The following is a 15,647-nucleotide window of genomic DNA, read 5'->3' as shown; positions in this document are numbered from 1 at the left end:
GACCATGACCATGGCAACGGATTCCACACTTACCCGCGAACAGCTGTCCACGCTGTTCCTCAACACTGAGCTGGGCGGCAATACCCGCCACCTGGACCACTTCGCGTACGCGCAGAAGGGCGCCAGCACCTACTCGTTCGGGCTGGTGCAGTTCGACGTTGGCGGCAACCCGCAGGCCCGGCGCTTCCTGCGCGACAACGGCTTCACCGCCGGTGACATCGAACTGCTGTCGCAGCAGGGCGGGCTGAGCACCCAGCAGCTGGCGGGGCTCGACGCCAAGCTGCAGGCCATTCCGCAGGCGAAGATGGACGAGCTCACCAACGCCAAGCTGGACAGCGCCATCGAGCGCGTCGACGACGCCATCGCCAAGGTGCGTGCCACCAACCCGGCCGCCGCCGATGCCATCGCGGCCAACCCGGAACTGCAGCTGGCCATGGCCGACTACGACAATCAGTTCGGCAGCATGGGCCCGCAGTTCATCAACTATCTGGCCGGCAACGCGGAAAAGCTGCAGGGCGGCACCATCCAGGCCGGCAATCCGCCGACCCGCGGCGACGTGCAGAACTTCGTCGATGCAACCAAATACGGCATCCAGGCGCCGGGCGCCGTGGCCAGCCGCGATGAGCGCTTCGACCGGGCCATGACACAGATCGGCATCACTCCCACCCATGCCCCCTCGCACGGTTCGCCCGGCACGCCTGCGGGCAACGGCGTGCTGATCAACGGCAGCAAGGGCGATGAGGTGCAGGCCATGCAGCAGAAGCTGTCGGACCTGGGCTACCTGGGCAGGGACGGCAAGCCGCTGGTGGCCGATGGCGATTTCGGCCCCGGCACCCTGGAAGCGGTCAAGCAGTTCCAGCGCGACCACCAGCTCACTGTCGACGGCAAGGCGGGCGACGGCACCCTGGGCGCGCTGGATGCAGCCACCCAGCAGCACGCGCAGGCGGTCGAACAGCAACGCGCAGCGGCCGAACCGACCATGGCCAGCCCGGGCCACGCCGACAACCCGCGTTACCAGCAGGTCGTGGAAAAGCTGGAAGCGCTGGAAGATCAGCGCCGCCAGGGCGGCCTGTCGCCGCTGTTCAATGACCGCAACCAGCTCGAGAACGCTGCTGGCCAGGTGGCTTACGAGTCCAAGGTGGCCGGCATGAGCCAGGTCGACACCGTGCTGGCGCGGCCGGACAACCAGGGCGTGTTCGCGGTGCAGGGCCAGCTCGGCGATCCCGCCATGCACCGCACCTACGTCGACCTGTCGCAGGCGGTGAACCAGAACCTGCAGGACAGCACGCGGCAGAGCCAGGCGCTGGACAACGAACTGTCGCAGCGGCAGACCCAGGAACAGATTCAGACCCAGCAGTCGATGTCGCGCTGATTCCGCGTAACGGGGTCGGATACCTTCCCACCGGAAAGGGCTTCGACCCCATGGCCTGGATCTACATGCGCTGCCGGTCATCGCGCAGCGCACTCTTGCACCGCGCGGCGAAGTCGCGCCGCCAGGAATCCAGATCAAATCCTTCGCGCTGCTGGAATGACACGGTCTCGCTGCTCAGCGCGTAGCAGCGGTTCTGGCTCACACGCAGTGCCGCCAGCGTGTCGCCTACCTGCCAGCACTGATCAATGCACGCCTGCATCAGCGCATAGTCCGGGTTGGTCTTGGCGCCACCGAAGGCGAATCCCATCTGCTGGGCCATCACCAGCACGGGATCGCCGCCAGCATCGGCTGCACGCAGGATGCGCAGCACGCCAGGCTCGGGAATACCGAACGCCCAGTTCGCCAGAATGGCGGCACGTGCCGCCGCCTGGGCCGCTGCATGCTGGCCCAGGCGCATCTGCTGCCCTGCCAGCATCGCCCATGCGCGCTGCAACTCCGGAAAGCGGCTGCAGGCCTCCTGCAGCTGCGTGACCGCCTGGGCCGGCTCAGCGGCCTGCACATGCCGCTGCGCGCGCTCGATCAAGGGCAACGGCGATTCCGCATCCGGGACCGCGTGCCCATGCGGCGCCCCGCCCTCATCGTCGTCTTCCTCCGCGCCACCGGCATCCAGCCACTGCGCGAAGACATCCAGCGATGAATGGCGGAAGACCATGCGCCCTTCGTCATGGAACATTTCGCAGACCACGGGCGGCTCAGCCTCGCGACCCAATGGCCAGTACAGACCGAACTGATCACCGTTGCCCAGCGCACCTTCGGCGATCGGCCAGAAGCCCTGCGGCGGGTAGGGCCCCGCGCACGGCGCGCTATCCAAGGTCAGGCCATGAAGCAGGTGCGGTGCGCGCATGATGGGATTCCAGACGGTGTGCAGCGCGCATTATCGCAGGGGCCCGCCAGTAGCCTCGGTCAAGGCAGGCCCGCGCCTGCGCGCTACGATGCACGCATGACCCCCGCCATCAATCTGCTCAAGCGCGAGAAGATCGCCCACACCGTGCGCAGCTACGTGCACGATGCCCACGCCCCCTCGTATGGCGGCGAAGCCGTGGAGAAGCTCGGCCTGGACCCGGCGCAGGTGTTCAAGACCCTGCTGGCCAGCACCGAAACCCACGAGCTGCTGGTGGCCATCGTGCCGGTGGCCGGCCAGCTGGACCTGAAAGCGCTGGCCGAAGCCGCGGGTTGCAAGAAGTGCGAAATGGCTACCGCCGATGCCGCGCAGCGCGCGACCGGCTATCTGGTCGGTGGCATCAGCCCGCTGGGTCAGAAGAAGCGCCTGCGTACCTTCCTCGATGCCAGTGCGCAATCACTGCGCACACTGCACGTCAGCGCCGGCCGTCGTGGCCTGGAAGTGGAACTGGCACCGCGCGATCTGCTGCAACTCACCGGCGGCCATTTCGCCGCTATTGGCAGGGCGCGCTGATGCGCTGGCCATGGTCTGCGGCGCCAGCACCCGTTCTCGACCATGCCCAGGCGCAGGCGCTGCTGCAGGACCTGCTGTCAGGCGACGGCGGGCGCATCACCGACGCCGCGCGTACGCTCGCCCGACTGTTCGATGCCGCGCCGCTGGATGCACTGGCACCGCATGCGGCGTTGATCGAGCAGCGCAGCGCGGGCATTGCGCTGGGCGGCATGCTGGTCAGCAACCAGGCGCACCTGAAGGCGGCGCTGCAGCGGCTGCGTTACTGGCAGGCGGGCGCTGGCTGCCTGTGTGCACTCAACCCCGGCTATCCGTTCTTCGACCCTCGTCGCCTGATCGAACACGGGCAGATGCAGCTGCTGTCGCTCGACGCAGCGGAGGATGGCTGGGGCGACTGCCACAGCGTCGCCTGCACCCACTGCGGCCAGCACTGGCAGGCCACCGAGCGCGAGTATCACTACCCCTGGTGGGAGTGGAAGACCGCCCCGCAGCCATGAACGGATCAGTTGAGTTTGAAGTCAACCGTATCGTGCACAAGGCTCATGGAAGCCGGTTTTCCCGGTGCCTCGTACTCATAGTGCCATGCACGGGCATGCTTGAGTGCGGCCTCATCCAGCAGTGGGTGACCCGTGGACCGGGCCACGATGATCGCCTGCGGCTTGCCCTGCGCATCCAGTAGAAGCGTCAGCTCGACGCGCCCCTCCTGCTGCTCGCGAATGGCGGCAGGGGGATAGAACGGTATCGAGAACGGCTGACGTTTGTGCCAGCCCCTGCCTGTGGAAATCAACGGCGTGCTGGATGACAACGGGCAGCGCGCGGGCAGCTGCAGCGCCAAGCGTACCGGTGATGTTTCACCCACGGAGATGGCCGGCGCGCCGCAGGCGATGACCGACACCGCCTGCAACATTGCCTGCTGGCGTGCCAGCGCGGCTGCATCATCGGCGTCGGCATGGAAGGTGCACCGCCCTGCTTCCGCCTGGGACCGCAGCGCGTCAACGCCGGCATCGCGAATCGCGGTCACCTCGGACAAGCCGCCACAGGCAGCCCCTGCCTCGTATCGTGCCGCCGAACCGTCACAGGCTGCCAATAGCGCCGAAACGCACAGCGCAATCGGCATCCATGAGCGAACCGTCCTGTTGTGTTCCATGTTGTGCTCCATGCGTTCAACCGACGCCATGGTAGCGCCCCCGCCGTCCTTGCCACGTTCACCTTGCGGCAGGCATCCCCCTACGGCCGCCAGTTGGCGTTGTTTTCCCAGAATTCCACCGAACGCCGGTACGCGTCGCGGTCCAGCGGCACGCCGGAACCGCCCTCCTCCACGCCCAGCGCATTGCGCATCATGGTGATCGGGGCCATCGGCACTTCTTCCGGCTCGGCGGTGTAGATGCAGCCGACGATGCCCCAGTCGGCTTCGATCGGCGAGCCTTCTTTCGCCAGCTGCTCGGCGCTGTACAGGATCACCACCAGATAGCTCGCGCGCGGCGATTCCACGCCCTCGAACCAGCGCACCAAGACCGGCAGCTCCTCGCGGTTGCGCGCTTCATAGCCGCTGCGCAGCAGGTGCCGGTTGGCATCGGTCACCGGCACGGTCAGGCATCGCGTGCTGGTCCAGTTCTCGTAGACGAACAGCTTGCAGAAGGGCGCATAGCCATCCAGCACCTTGAACGGTGCATGCGCGTTCAGGTGCGCCTGGAACTGCTCGGCGCTGACGTCCTGGATGGTGTTGCCACGCGGCACGCGCGGGAACAGGCGGGGACGGGCGAATTCGGTGAGGACGATGGACATTTGTGGTGGCAGCAGAAGGTCCAGCACAGGGTAACCGCTGCGGCCCGGCCGAGGGGCCGCGAACCGAAGGTCACTGGCGCCAGGGCCGCCATTGTCGCACCCTGCCGGCAACCTCCTGCAAGGATCGCCGGCTCATGGAAGCAGCACGCGCATTGTCCTCCTCCCCTCGCCGCCGCTGGAAGCGATTGGCCTTGGTATCCACCGCCAGCCTGGCAACGCCTCCCTTGCTGTTCGCCGCCGCATTGTTCTGGCCACTGCAGGCACCGCCGAAGCCCGAAACCGGCAACAGCCGGGTGATCGTGAATGTGCGGGTGCTGGATGTGGTGAACGGACAGGCCAGCGAACCCACCACAGTGACGGTACGCGAAGGCCGCATCGCTGCCATTGGCGATGCGACCCCGGATCCGGCGCTACCAGTGATTGATGCCGGCGGCCGTTGGCTGTCGCCGGGATTCTGGGACATGCACACCCACGCCTTGCAGCTGTCACCCCAGCTCCAATTCCCAATGATGCTGGCCAACGGCATCACCGGCACACGCGACATGATGGATTGCCCGCAGCGCACTGATCCATTGATCGCCTGCGTGGCCGACAAGCGCCGCTGGACCGCCCAGGCCATTGCAGGGCAGCAGGTCGCGCCCCGCTTCGTGCAGGTGGCCAGCTTCTACTTCGAAGATCCCGCGATGCGGGCAGATGAAGCAGTGCGCCGTGCACGCGAATACGATGCCCGCGGCATCGATGCATTGAAGGTTTACAACCGGTTGCGCGCGGATACCTACCAACAGCTGGCTGTCGAGGCACAGCGCCTGCAGCGTCCGCTGGTCGGCCACCTGCCCAAGGCGGTCCAGTTGCAGGATGCGCTGCAGGCCGGCCAGCGGAGCTTCGAGCACGCGCATGTATTTGCCCGCCACTGCTTCGACAATGCCACGCAATGGCGCGAAGGCAAGCTCGATGGTGAGGATCCAACGGCGCTGGCCGAGCAGATGGTCGCAGGTCACCAGTCCGCAGTCTGCGAGGAAGCGTTCGCGCTGATGCACGCCAGTGGTGCCGTGTTCGTGCCCACCCATGTCACCCGCGAGGAAGATGCGCGCGCCCGTGATCCGGCCCTCATCAACGACCCTCGTCTGGCCTATCTGGATCCATTGTCGCGCTGGGCCTGGCGCGATGATCTTCAGGCTACCGCCGCACGTTATCCCGGCCGCCGTGGCGATGCCGCACTGCAGGCCTACTTCCGCCATGGCCTTGCGTTGACCGGCGCCGCCCATCGCGCTGGCGTGCAGGTACTGGTCGGCACCGACACTGGCCTGGGCGGATTCCGCTACCACGATGAACTGCAATGGCTGCAGCAGGCCGGCCTGGGCCAGGCCGATGTGCTGCGCGCGGCCACACTGCAGGCCGCGCGTCACTTGGAACTTCAGTCCGTGCACGGCAGTGTGGCGGTAGGCAAAGCCGCCGACCTGGTGCTGCTCGACGGCAATCCCCTGCAGGACATCCGCAATACCCGCCGCATCCATGCGGTGCTGCTCGCAGGCCATCTTTACGACCGCCCGCGCCTGGATGCGCTGCTGGACCATGCGCGCACGCAGGCACGTTCTCCGGCGGTGATGGCGAGACTGCTCTGGGGCTTCCTCACCAGTCCAGTCAGTGCAGAGTTATGAGTGCGTGTCAGAGCTTCCGCTTACAGCGTCATCCGCTCGCGCAGTTCCCGCGCCTGCCGCCGTGATACTTCCACTTCGCTGCCATCATCCAGTGCCAGGTCGTATCCATCACCCACGCTGGGGGTCACCGCGCGGATGCGGCGCAGGTTCACCAGCGTGTTGCGGTTGGCACGGAAGAACATGTCCGCTGGCAGTCGTGCTTCCAGCGCACTCAGGCTGCGGCTGAGCAGGGCGTTCTCGCCGCGGAACCACAGCCGGGTATGGTTGCCATCCACAACAAGGCGGCGTATCTCGCTGACCGCCACGAACCAGCAGCATTCGCCGTCGCGCACGAACACCTGGTCATGCGCACCCAGCGTGCCACGCGCCGCCGGCACTTCGGCCTGCATGTCCTCGCGCTGGCGTGCCCGCTGCAGTGCTTCCAGCAGTCGCGGCGCCTCGACCGGCTTGACCAGGTAATCCAGCGCGTTGGCCTGGAAGGCGCGCACCGCGTAGGTGTCGTAGGCGGTGACGAACACCACCGCCGGCACGCGCTCCAGCCCGTCCAGCACGTCGAAGCCGCTGCCAGAGGGCATCTGCACATCCAGCAGCACCAGGTCCGGTGCCAGCGTGGCGATCGCTTCGCGGGCGGCTGGCACGTCATCGGCCTCACCCACGCACTGCACCCACGGCCAGGCCGACAACAGCGTGCGCAGCTCCTGCCGCGCCAACCGCGCATCATCAACGATCAACACGCGCAGCATGCCACTCATTGCGGAATCTCCAGCACGGCCTGCATGCCCTCGCCCACCAGCTGCAAGGTGAATCGTCCCTCGCTGCCAAGCTGCGCACGCAGATAGGCCAGGCCGATGCCATGACCATGGATATCATCGCTGCCGCTGGGTCGTGGGTTGTCCACCTGCAGGCGCAGCACATCGCGGTCCAACGTTGCGCGGATGTGCACCTCGCCACCACCCGCGCGCTGGGCGATGCCGTGCTTGATCGCGTTTTCCACCAGCAGCTGCAGCGCCATCGCGGGCAGCCGCGCGTGCAGGGCATCGGCATCGATGTGGCGTTGCACCTGCAGGCGCTGCTCGAAGTGGACGCTTTCAATGGCCAGATAGTCATCGACCACGGCCAGCTCCTCGGCGAGGGTGACCTGCTCGCTGCGGTTGTGCGCCAATGCCTGGCGCAACGTGCGCGACAGCCGGGTGACCATATCGCGCGCGCGCTCGGGGTCTTCCAGGATCAGCGCGCGCAGGTTGTTCAGTGCATTGAACACGAAGTGCGGATTGAGCCGGGCGCGCAGGGCATCGCGCTCCAGCGCACTGCGCTCGGCCTCGGCGCGCAGGCGGGCCAGTTCGGCATGGCGCGCACGGCGCACGCTGTGCAGGCCGGCCCACACCGCGGTCCACAGGCCCAGCACCAGCACGGTATTGAGCCAGTAGAGCACGCGCGCGAGTGGGCGGAAATCGGCCGGCCGGCCAGCGAAATCCACCCACCCCAGCGCCAGTGCCGGTTGCAGCACGGCCGTCAGCAGCAGCTGCGCCAGGGCCGCGCCCAGCAATACCGCCAGCGCCAGACGCACGGCCAGCGCGCCGACCTCCAGCTGCCACCAGTGGCGCGCCACCGCCAGCGCGCGCATGGCGCCGCTGACAACGCACAGCGCAATGGCCAGGCCCACGCTGATCAACGTGCCGCCACTGCTGGCGCCCGCACCGAAGGCCCCGCTCATGGCCAGGCTGAGCAGGCCGAACAGCAGCCAGCCGATGCCGTTGATCAGCCAGAAGCGTAGCGTGGAGGTGGGATCAGTCATGGTGGAAACCCAAGGCAGCAAGCATCAGCGGTGGCTATCCAGGAACGCCTGCACCTGCGCCTGCAGCCACTGCGGATCATCCCACATCAGGAAATGGTGGCCGCTGGCGCTCAATTCGATGCGCACATCTGGCAGTGCCGCGTACTGCGTCTGGAAGATCGTGCGCGCCGACGCTTCGGTGGCACCGAAGGCCTGGTACGACGCCCACGCACCGAGGACCAGGGTGGGCGAACGGATGCTCGCCACGTCCTGCCGCAGGTCATGCACCAGCAGCGAATACATCGCACCCGCCGTGCTGGCACGGTCGCTGTCGCGGCCCCAGCGCTGCAGCTCCGGCAGTCGCGCGGCGACGTTGGTCAGCGGCGCCAGCGCCGCCTCGGCCTGTGCCTGGTAGCTGGCCGCGTCTGCCGCCAGCATGGAGGTGCGCATCTGCCCGGCCAGCGCCCGCACGCTCTGCGCAGTGGCCTGCGGGTTCTGCATGCCGGCGTAGAACGGCACCGCGTCCACGATGATCAACGGCCCCAGCGCATCCGGCTCCTGCACAGCCATGGCCAGGGTCAGCACGCCGCCCAGGCTGTGGCCGATCACGGCCGGACGGTGCAGCTTCCGGGTGTGCACATAGGCCAGCACCTGATCGCGCATGGCCGACAGGAAGTCGTCCGGCAGCGGATCGGCTGGCGCCGCGCCGGCAAAGCCCGGCAGCTGCAGCAGATGGCACTGCACGTCCTTCAGCATCAGGCAGGTCTCGCGCCAGACCTCTGCACTGCTGTTCAGGCCGGGAATCATCAGCAGCGGACGGCCGGTGCCGACGACCTCGACCTGGACGGTGCCGCTGGTCGGGGTGGCGGCGTGCGCCAGCCCGGTCCCCAGCGCCGTCATCGCCGTGCCCATCATCACCAGTCGTGCCAACAGGCTCTTCATTGCACTGCTCCTTCATCGGGCGAAATTGCCACGGCAGCAGCGTGGCGGCGGAGCGGGGTCCGCGGTTGCGATTCAGGAGCAACGGCCCGGCAGCGGGGTGAACGGTCGCTCGCAACGGGACGGTTCTTCACACCACGCAACTTCACATCCATCTTGATGGAGCGATATACTCAACCGCACCCGCCGCCATCGCCCGTGCCATGACCGCCATCAGCTTCGAGTTCTACCCGCCCAAGACCGATGAGCAGCGTGGCCAGCTGGACCGTGCCGCCGCCCGATTGAAGGCCTACGCGCCCGACTATGTGTCCTGTACCTTCGGCGCCGGTGGCTCCACGCTCAGCTACACCTCCGAAACGGTGCGCCACCTCAACCAGCACCATGGTTTCGACGCGGCACCGCACCTGTCCTGCGTAGGCGGCACCCGCCAGGAGATCCGTGAACTGCTGAAGCTGTACCGCGCCATCGGCTGCCGCCGGCTGGTCGCGCTGCGCGGCGACCTGCCCTCGGGTATGGGATTCCCCGGCGACATGCGCTATGCCGCCGAATTGATCGCCTTCATCCGTGCCGAACACGGCGACGCCTTCCACATTGAAGTGGGCGCCTACCCGGAAACCCACCCGCAGGCGTCGGATGCGTTGGCCGACCTGCGGCATTTCAAGGCCAAGATCGATGCCGGCGCCGATGCCGCCATCACCCAGTACTTCTTCAATGCCGATGCGTATTTCCACTTCGTGGATGCCGTGCGCAAGCTGGGCGTGACCGTGCCGATCGTGCCGGGCATCATGCCCATCGCCAACTTCAGCCAGCTTCGCCGCTTTTCCGAACAATGCGGCGCCGAAATCCCGCGCTGGATCAGCCGCAAGATGCAGGCATATGGCGACGATGCGGAATCGGTGCGGGCGTTCGGTGCCGAGGTGGTCGCCGGGCTGTGCCAGCGCCTGGTGGACGGGGGGGCGCCGGGCCTGCACTTCTACACCCTGAACCTGGCCAAGCCGACGGTGTCGGTGCTGAAGCTGTTGCAGGGCTGACTACGCACAACTTTGTCGGCATCGGCGTTACGCTGGAGCCATGAATCTCGCAATTCCCGCCGTGCTGGCTGTCGTGCTGGCCAGTCTGCCGGTGCTGGCCCACGCCCAGGCCACGCGTTTGAACCGCTGCACCGATGCGCAGGGCCAGAGCGTGTACACCGACCGCCCCTGCGACAGTCTGGGCGCGCGGTCGCGGCAACCGCCGCCCGCACCGGCCGGTGCCACCGCGCAGCGCGACACACTGGGTGCGCAGTGCCCGCGCCGGCTGAGCGAGCTGGTGCAGTCGGTGCAGACCGCCGTGGCGACCGGCGATGTGAATCGACTGTCGTCGCTGTATCTGTGGGGTGCCGTGTCCGATGCAGGAGCGCAGCGCATCCTGGGGCAGCTGGAATCTGTTGTGCGGCGCCCGCTGGTGGATGTGGTGCCGGTGTACCCGCAGCAGGTGGTGGATGAGGGTCAGAGCCCTGCGATGCAGGGATCCGACCGTGAGGGCGCTGAGACGCCTGTGCGCCGCCACCCGGTGGGGCTGCGGCTGGAGCAGACGCTGCCAGGCAGCGCTACGCGCGCGGCGACGGTGGTGGGGTTGCGGCGGCAGTACGGGTGTTTCTGGATCACCCTTTGAGGCCGCATCCACGGGAGGGGTCAACCTCTGGGGTCAGAGCCGCGCTGCGCGCGGATCCGACCCCTCAGGCGCCCGCTCAGGTGGGCCACAGGCCGCGGATCGCGGCGATGCCCTGTGCACCGTGGCGGCGGGCGTCGGCCACGTGGTGTGGTTCCATCCCGCCCAACGCATAGATCGGCAACGACACCTGCGCACGCAGCGCGGCGAATCCTTCCCAGCCCAGCGGCGTGGCAGCGGGATGGCTGGCAGTGGCCTGCACCGGCCCCAGCACTGCAAAGTCGCAGCCCAGCCGCTGCGCAGCCTGCAGCTGTGCCAGGTCGTGGCACGAGGCGGCCACCAGCTGGCCGACCGGCAAGGGGCGCTCGGCCAGCGCCAGCACCTGCTCACTGCCCAGGTGCACCCCGACCCCCAGCGCAGCGGCCAGTTCGATATCGCGGTTGACCAGCCACTGCGGGCCACCGCGACGGTGGGAGCCAATGGCGCTTTCGATCAGCAGCTGGCGCTGCGGATGCTGCGCCGGCAGGCGCAACTGGATGCGCTGGTGGCCGGCGGCAACCGCCTGCTGCAGCCGCTGCTGCCACTGCTGTGCCAGCGCGTCATCGGCGGCCGGCGCCGGGGTGATCAGGTACTGGTCGGGCTGGCGCAGTGCAGCCACCACCGGCAGGTCGGCCGGCGGCATCGAATAGCGGCCCAGCTTGTCCTGGGCCACCCAGGTGATGGCCTGGCCTTCGCGCCCGCGCGGACTGCCCTTCCAGCTGCGCACATGGCGCACTTCCAGCGTCAGGTGCTTGTCGGGGTAATGCTGCGGCACATCCATCAGCCAGTCGCCGATGTCGGCCTCGATGCCCAGCTCTTCGCGCAGTTCGCGCACCAAAGCTTGTTCGGAGGTTTCACCCGGTTCGCGCTTGCCGCCGGGGAATTCCCACAGCCCGGCCATGTCCCGGTTCTCGGTGCGGCGGTTCAGCAGCACGCGGCCGCGGGCGTCGGTGATGACTGCGGCCACCACATGAATCGATCGTTTCGGGGGAGGCATGGCCAGAGCATGCCCAATCGGCGGCGCCCAGCGCAACCCTGACAAGGGGGCCCCTTGCGGGGCCCCCGGTCTACATCCACGCAGTACGCGTGATCAGAACTGCACGTTCCAGGTCATCTGCGCGCCCAGCTCGTGCTGGCCGCCACCGGCGCGGCCCTGTGCACCCAGCGACAGACGGCTGTTGTCGCCGATGTTCACCGACACGCCCAGCTCGGCGATGCCGACGTTGCGGGCCAGCGGTACGCCGTCGATGCTGAAGGTGCTGCTGCCCACTGCAAAGCGCTGGCGCGAGCTGCTGCGCACATCGCCAGCGGCGTTCTGCCAGGCCAGGCCGGCCACCAGGCGGGCACCGTCGTCCTGGCCAGCGCTGATGTCCCAGCTGGCACGCAGGCCGGCGGTCGCGGTCCACACCTCGTCCTTGCTGGCATCGATCAGCAGCGCGGTGCTGCCGCCGGTTTCCTGCGCCGCATCGGTGGACAGGCGGGTATAGGCCACGGCCACGTACGGGGTCAGCACCAGGCGATCCAGATCCATGTCCCAGCCGCCTTCGGCGAAACCGGACACGGCATCGGCGCTGTAGCCGGCGCGCAGGCGCTGCTGCATGCCACCGACGATCGACGTGCGATCGGTATCGAGGTCGTAGTCGGCATAGCTGGCACCGGCGGTGAACCACGCTTCGCCCATGCGGTAGGAGGCATACAGGCCACCATGCACGGCGTCGACATCGGCCTTGCTGCTGCGCGCGTCCACCTGCTGGCGCAGCGACTCGGCACCGGCGGCCAGGCCCACGGTCCAGGCTTCACCGAAGGTCCAGTCCAGGCCAGCCATCAGGCCTTCGCGGTGCTGGCGGCTGCGGGCGCTGCCGTGGTCGCCGTCCTGGCGATTGGCGGCGCCACCGCCGGACAGCCAGAAGCCACCGCCCTGCGCCTTGATCGTCGGGTCGGTGCGCAGGCGCTGGGAAATGCCTTCACGCAGGAAGCGATCGTCCAGCAGCAACGCGCGGTTGCTGGCATGGATCTCGCCGGACAGGTGATCGAAGGCCAGACGCGCTTCGTCGGCGTCCAGCATCAGCAGCTGGTTGTACAGCGCCAGCGCCTGCCCGGACTGCTGCAGGGTATCCAGCGCGCCGGCGATGGCCAGGTGGTTGCCGGTGGCGGCAACGGCACCGAACACGGCCGGCGGGGTCACCCCACCGCCCTCGCCCGGGGTACCCGGCGTGCCCGGATTCGGGTTCGGACCCGGACCCGGTCCCGGATCGGGGCCAGGGCCAGGACCCGGGCCCGTCTCGCCATTCTTCACTGCGATCAGCAGACGGACGTCGTTGCCGGTCTGCACCAGGCTGGGGTCGAGGAAGGCCGAACGCGAGATCACGTCATCGAACTGGCCTTCAATACCGCCGGCCGCACTCAGGATCGTGTAGCTCTGGCCATTCTGGTAGCTGGTGGCCGGGTCCAGCGCGGTGATGCGCACGCCGGTGGCACCGTGTTGACCGGCATAGTTCACCTTGCCCAGGTAGGCCTTGCCAGCCACTGTCAGCAGGTCGGCCTGGCCGTTGCCCAGCACGTCCACGTCATAGAACGCCTTGCCGGCGACCTGCTCAGCGGTGACGGCCATGTTGTTGAAGTACAGGTCACCATCAATGGTGATGGCACCCACACCGTTCTGGCCCGGGGACAGCACCGCGCCGTTGCGCACGAAGGTCTGGCCCACCGTGGCGTTGCCGGCCAGCACGCCGCCGTCGCGGATGTTGGCGGTCGAGCTGCGGATGATCGCGCTGCCCAGGCCCGTGCCGTAGTTGATCTCCTGCTGGAAGCCCGACGCGCCGTTCAGCACCAGGGTGCCGCCGGTCACGGTGATGTCCTGCGTCACCGCCTGGCTGCTGCCGGTGTAGCCCTGGCCGGTATAGGTATCGGAATTGATGACCAGGGTGCCGCCGCTGACGTTGATGTCGCCGCCGAAGGCGGTCAGGTCACCGTCCAGCGTGGTGCTGCCGGCCAGCTGGTGCAGGCCACCGTAGGTCATCGACGCAGACGAGCTGGCGATGGTGTTGGACAGGGTGATGTCACCGGTGTGGTTGAACAGCAGGCCGCCCTGGCCGTTGTTCATGGTGATCGGCGAACCATCCAGTTCACCGGCCGCTTCGGCCGCTGCCCAGGTCGGGCCGTCCGCGCTGGTCCAGTCCTGCAGCCCGCCACCGATGACCAGGTAGCCGCTGTTGTCCAGGGTATAGCCGGTGCCGGCACTGAGCTTGGCGCCGTTGTTCACCACCAGCACGCCGAGCGGATCGAAGGTGGTGCGGCCGACGGAGATGCCGTTGGCAGCGGCGATGGACGAGCCCTCGCCGCTGACGACGACCTGTTCGGGGTACAGCGCGGCGGTGCCCTTCGGGAAGTCCGAGCCGCCGGACACACTGAGGGTGTCGGTGCTGATGCGGGCGCCATCGAGCACCTGCAGGTCGGTGGTGACTTCCATCACGCCGGTGTTGATCCACTGGCTGTCGGCGCCGGTCAGGGTGGCCTTGGCACGGCTGGCGCCGGTACCGGCACCGAACGAATTCTTGATGTTGGCCACGTCCGAACGGATCGCGCCGCCGTTCTCGATCAACAGGCTGGCGGTGGCATCCACGCGCGCCGATTCGATGGCCGAACCGGCACCGCTGACTTCAATGCGGCCGACCTGGCCCCTGTCACCCGACGAACCGTCCGGTGTTTCGGCGATCAGCGAGGTGGTGGCACGCAGCACGCCACCGTTTTCCACGCGCAGCAGTGCATTGCCGCGTTCGCCCAGTTCGAAGGTGTCGGTCTGCACGGTGCTGGCACCGGATACGCGCATCGTCGCGGTCGAACCGGCGTCCTGGCCGAGCAGGATGTCCTGCGCCACCAATACACCGTCGGTCACGTTCACTGTGCCGGTGGCACCGTTGACGATGCCCACGGCCAGGGTCTGGCCGACGTTGACGATGCCGCCGCTGGCCACGTTCAGCTCGCCCTGGCCGCGCTGGCCGACGATCAGGTGGTTGTTGGCGATGTTCAGTACGCCGCCGGTGTCGACGGTGACCGAACCGGTGCTGCCTGCGTCCGCGCCGATGCGCATGCCCTGCAGCAGGGTGGAACTGTTGACTGCGGTGGTATCGACCACGCCACCATTGCTGATCACCAGACTGCCGTTACCGGCCTTGCCGATATCGATCTGGCGTGCGGTGAGCTTGGAACCCACGCCGCTGACCAGCGCTGCACCCTCGCCGCCGGACACGTTGCCCAGCACCACGTTGCGGGCCACGGTCACGGTGCCGCCGCCGGTCAGGTTCAGCACGCCCTTGCCTGCATCGCCCACGCGCATGTCTTCGAACGTGTCGTTCAGCACGACGCCGCTGCCGGGGCCGATCACGTTCAGGGTGCCGACGCCGCCGACCGCTGTACCCAACGAAATCGGGCCGTTGGCAGTCAGCACCGCGCCCGACACCAGGTCAATGGTGACCGGCGAATTCACACCGATGCGGAAGCCATCAGCGTAGGCGGCGCTGTCGGACACAGTCTCGTCGTCTGTGAAATCGTATACGGCTGCCAGTGCCGACTGCGCGGGCAGCGCGGCCAGGCCCAGCGCCAGCAGCAGCGCGCTGCGCAGCGACGACGAACGGTGGACGTGGCCGACGCTGGCGCGGCCGGGCGAATGTGACGTGGTCAGTTCAGATGCAACCTGCATCTGGCCGGTGGTGTGGTTGAACACCTGGCGATAGATCCTGTTCATGAAGCTCCATGTGTTTGTCGATCAGGGATGCGCGGTGTCGCGGGGGCGACATCGGCGCAGCTCCGCCGGCAGGTTCTGCAGTCCCACCGCAGAGCCCGTGCAACATACGGGCGCGAACGGGGCATGCCCATGGCGCGGGTCTGACTTTGGTGTGGGGGTTGTCCCGACACGCGGGTCAGATAAATCTGAAAACTCTCGTTATGAGCAATGACTCA

General features: G+C 67.6%; 14 protein-coding genes. 6 read left to right on the top strand and 8 right to left on the bottom strand.

Annotated features, from left to right (window positions below):
- Positions 1–10 precede the first annotated feature (10 nt).
- Positions 11–1,372 (top strand): peptidoglycan-binding domain-containing protein, encoded by a 1,362-nt coding sequence (locus C1922_RS03660; protein ID WP_234413463.1) that lies wholly within the window; start codon positions 11–13, stop codon positions 1,370–1,372.
- A 61-nt stretch (positions 1,373–1,433) separates the two neighbouring features.
- On the opposite strand, the gene C1922_RS03655 is transcribed toward C1922_RS03660, so the two are convergent.
- The gene (locus tag C1922_RS03655) at positions 1,434–2,276 is read right to left on the bottom strand and encodes a hypothetical protein (protein WP_108748549.1); all 843 of its coding nucleotides are present in this window, start codon (positions 2,274–2,276) and stop codon (positions 1,434–1,436) included.
- A gap of 96 nt (positions 2,277–2,372) precedes the next feature.
- Between C1922_RS03655 and ybaK the strand changes: the two genes are divergently transcribed.
- Together ybaK and C1922_RS03645 are read left to right on the top strand one after the other, a co-directional pair.
- On the top strand, positions 2,373–2,846 hold the full coding sequence (gene ybaK / locus C1922_RS03650) for a Cys-tRNA(Pro) deacylase (RefSeq protein WP_108748548.1): 474 nt from the start codon (positions 2,373–2,375) through the stop codon (positions 2,844–2,846).
- Complete coding sequence (locus C1922_RS03645) at positions 2,846–3,340, top strand: hypothetical protein (protein ID WP_108748547.1); 495 nt, start codon at positions 2,846–2,848, stop codon at positions 3,338–3,340. The genes ybaK and C1922_RS03645 overlap by 1 nt, the downstream gene beginning before the upstream one ends.
- Before the next feature lie 5 nt (positions 3,341–3,345).
- On the opposite strand, the gene C1922_RS03640 is transcribed toward C1922_RS03645, so the two are convergent.
- Positions 3,346–3,990 (bottom strand): energy transducer TonB, encoded by a 645-nt coding sequence (locus tag C1922_RS03640; protein ID WP_159091854.1) that lies wholly within the window; start codon positions 3,988–3,990, stop codon positions 3,346–3,348.
- 80 nt (positions 3,991–4,070) lie between these two features.
- Positions 4,071–4,628, bottom strand: coding sequence for a DUF3228 family protein (locus C1922_RS03635; protein ID WP_108748545.1), 558 nt, complete (start codon positions 4,626–4,628; stop codon positions 4,071–4,073).
- Between the two features lie 134 nt (positions 4,629–4,762).
- Here C1922_RS03635 and C1922_RS03630 point away from each other — a divergent pair, with 134 nt between their 5' ends.
- A complete protein-coding gene (locus C1922_RS03630; protein WP_108748544.1) occupies positions 4,763–6,286 on the top strand; it encodes an amidohydrolase family protein in 1,524 nt (507 codons plus the stop codon).
- 20 nt (positions 6,287–6,306) lie between these two features.
- Here C1922_RS03630 and C1922_RS03625 read toward each other — a convergent pair whose 3' ends face one another.
- Genes C1922_RS03625 through C1922_RS03615 form a run of 3 tightly spaced genes read right to left on the bottom strand, consistent with a single transcriptional unit; the run spans position 6,307 to position 9,002 of the window.
- Complete coding sequence (locus C1922_RS03625) at positions 6,307–7,038, bottom strand: LytTR family DNA-binding domain-containing protein (RefSeq protein ID WP_108748543.1); 732 nt, start codon at positions 7,036–7,038, stop codon at positions 6,307–6,309.
- Entirely contained in the window at positions 7,035–8,081 is a 1,047-nt protein-coding gene (locus C1922_RS03620) for a histidine kinase (protein WP_108748542.1), read from the bottom strand. Before C1922_RS03620 ends, C1922_RS03625 begins: the two co-directional genes overlap by 4 nt.
- A 24-nt stretch (positions 8,082–8,105) precedes the next feature.
- On the bottom strand, positions 8,106–9,002 hold the full coding sequence (locus tag C1922_RS03615; protein ID WP_234413462.1) for an alpha/beta hydrolase: 897 nt from the start codon (positions 9,000–9,002) through the stop codon (positions 8,106–8,108).
- A 200-nt stretch (positions 9,003–9,202) separates the two neighbouring features.
- Here C1922_RS03615 and metF point away from each other — a divergent pair, with 200 nt between their 5' ends.
- Together metF and C1922_RS03605 are read left to right on the top strand one after the other, a co-directional pair.
- Positions 9,203–10,030, top strand: a complete 828-nt coding sequence (metF, locus tag C1922_RS03610) for a methylenetetrahydrofolate reductase [NAD(P)H] (protein WP_108748541.1) — start codon at positions 9,203–9,205, stop codon at positions 10,028–10,030.
- Positions 10,031–10,070: 40 nt separating this feature from the next.
- Complete coding sequence (locus C1922_RS03605) at positions 10,071–10,652, top strand: DUF4124 domain-containing protein (RefSeq protein WP_108748540.1); 582 nt, start codon at positions 10,071–10,073, stop codon at positions 10,650–10,652.
- Between the two features lie 76 nt (positions 10,653–10,728).
- Here C1922_RS03605 and C1922_RS03600 read toward each other — a convergent pair whose 3' ends face one another.
- A complete protein-coding gene (locus C1922_RS03600) occupies positions 10,729–11,685 on the bottom strand; it encodes a Nudix family hydrolase (RefSeq protein ID WP_108748539.1) in 957 nt (318 codons plus the stop codon).
- A gap of 93 nt (positions 11,686–11,778) precedes the next feature.
- Entirely contained in the window at positions 11,779–15,432 is a 3,654-nt protein-coding gene (locus tag C1922_RS03595) for an autotransporter domain-containing protein (protein WP_108748538.1), read from the bottom strand.
- Between the last annotated feature and the right edge of the window lie 215 nt (positions 15,433–15,647).

The organism is Stenotrophomonas sp. ZAC14D2_NAIMI4_7 (genome assembly GCF_003086675.1).
Classification (GTDB): Bacteria; Pseudomonadota; Gammaproteobacteria; order Xanthomonadales; family Xanthomonadaceae; genus Stenotrophomonas.
Note: the sequence above shows the minus strand (reverse complement) of the source record. Positions and strands in the feature narration are given on the sequence as shown.

Bases quoted from the DNA above. Each gene is read 5' to 3' on its own strand.
- C1922_RS03600 (WP_108748539.1), bottom strand. From the start codon at position 11,685: ATGCCTCCCCCGAAACGATCGATTCATGTGGTGGCCGCAGTCATCACC.
- C1922_RS03620 (WP_108748542.1), bottom strand. From the start codon at position 8,081: ATGACTGATCCCACCTCCACGCTACGCTTCTGGCTGATCAACGGCATC.
- C1922_RS03660 (WP_234413463.1), top strand. From the start codon at position 11: ATGGCAACGGATTCCACACTTACCCGCGAACAGCTGTCCACGCTGTTC.
- C1922_RS03655 (WP_108748549.1), bottom strand. From the start codon at position 2,276: ATGCGCGCACCGCACCTGCTTCATGGCCTGACCTTGGATAGCGCGCCG.
- C1922_RS03615 (WP_234413462.1), bottom strand. From the start codon at position 9,002: ATGAAGAGCCTGTTGGCACGACTGGTGATGATGGGCACGGCGATGACG.
- C1922_RS03595 (WP_108748538.1), bottom strand. From the start codon at position 15,432: ATGAACAGGATCTATCGCCAGGTGTTCAACCACACCACCGGCCAGATG.
- metF (WP_108748541.1), top strand. From the start codon at position 9,203: ATGACCGCCATCAGCTTCGAGTTCTACCCGCCCAAGACCGATGAGCAG.
- C1922_RS03625 (WP_108748543.1), bottom strand. From the start codon at position 7,038: ATGAGTGGCATGCTGCGCGTGTTGATCGTTGATGATGCGCGGTTGGCG.
- C1922_RS03645 (WP_108748547.1), top strand. From the start codon at position 2,846: ATGCGCTGGCCATGGTCTGCGGCGCCAGCACCCGTTCTCGACCATGCC.
- C1922_RS03630 (WP_108748544.1), top strand. From the start codon at position 4,763: ATGGAAGCAGCACGCGCATTGTCCTCCTCCCCTCGCCGCCGCTGGAAG.
- C1922_RS03640 (WP_159091854.1), bottom strand. From the start codon at position 3,990: ATGGAACACAACAGGACGGTTCGCTCATGGATGCCGATTGCGCTGTGC.
- ybaK (WP_108748548.1), top strand. From the start codon at position 2,373: ATGACCCCCGCCATCAATCTGCTCAAGCGCGAGAAGATCGCCCACACC.
- C1922_RS03635 (WP_108748545.1), bottom strand. From the start codon at position 4,628: ATGTCCATCGTCCTCACCGAATTCGCCCGTCCCCGCCTGTTCCCGCGC.
- C1922_RS03605 (WP_108748540.1), top strand. From the start codon at position 10,071: ATGAATCTCGCAATTCCCGCCGTGCTGGCTGTCGTGCTGGCCAGTCTG.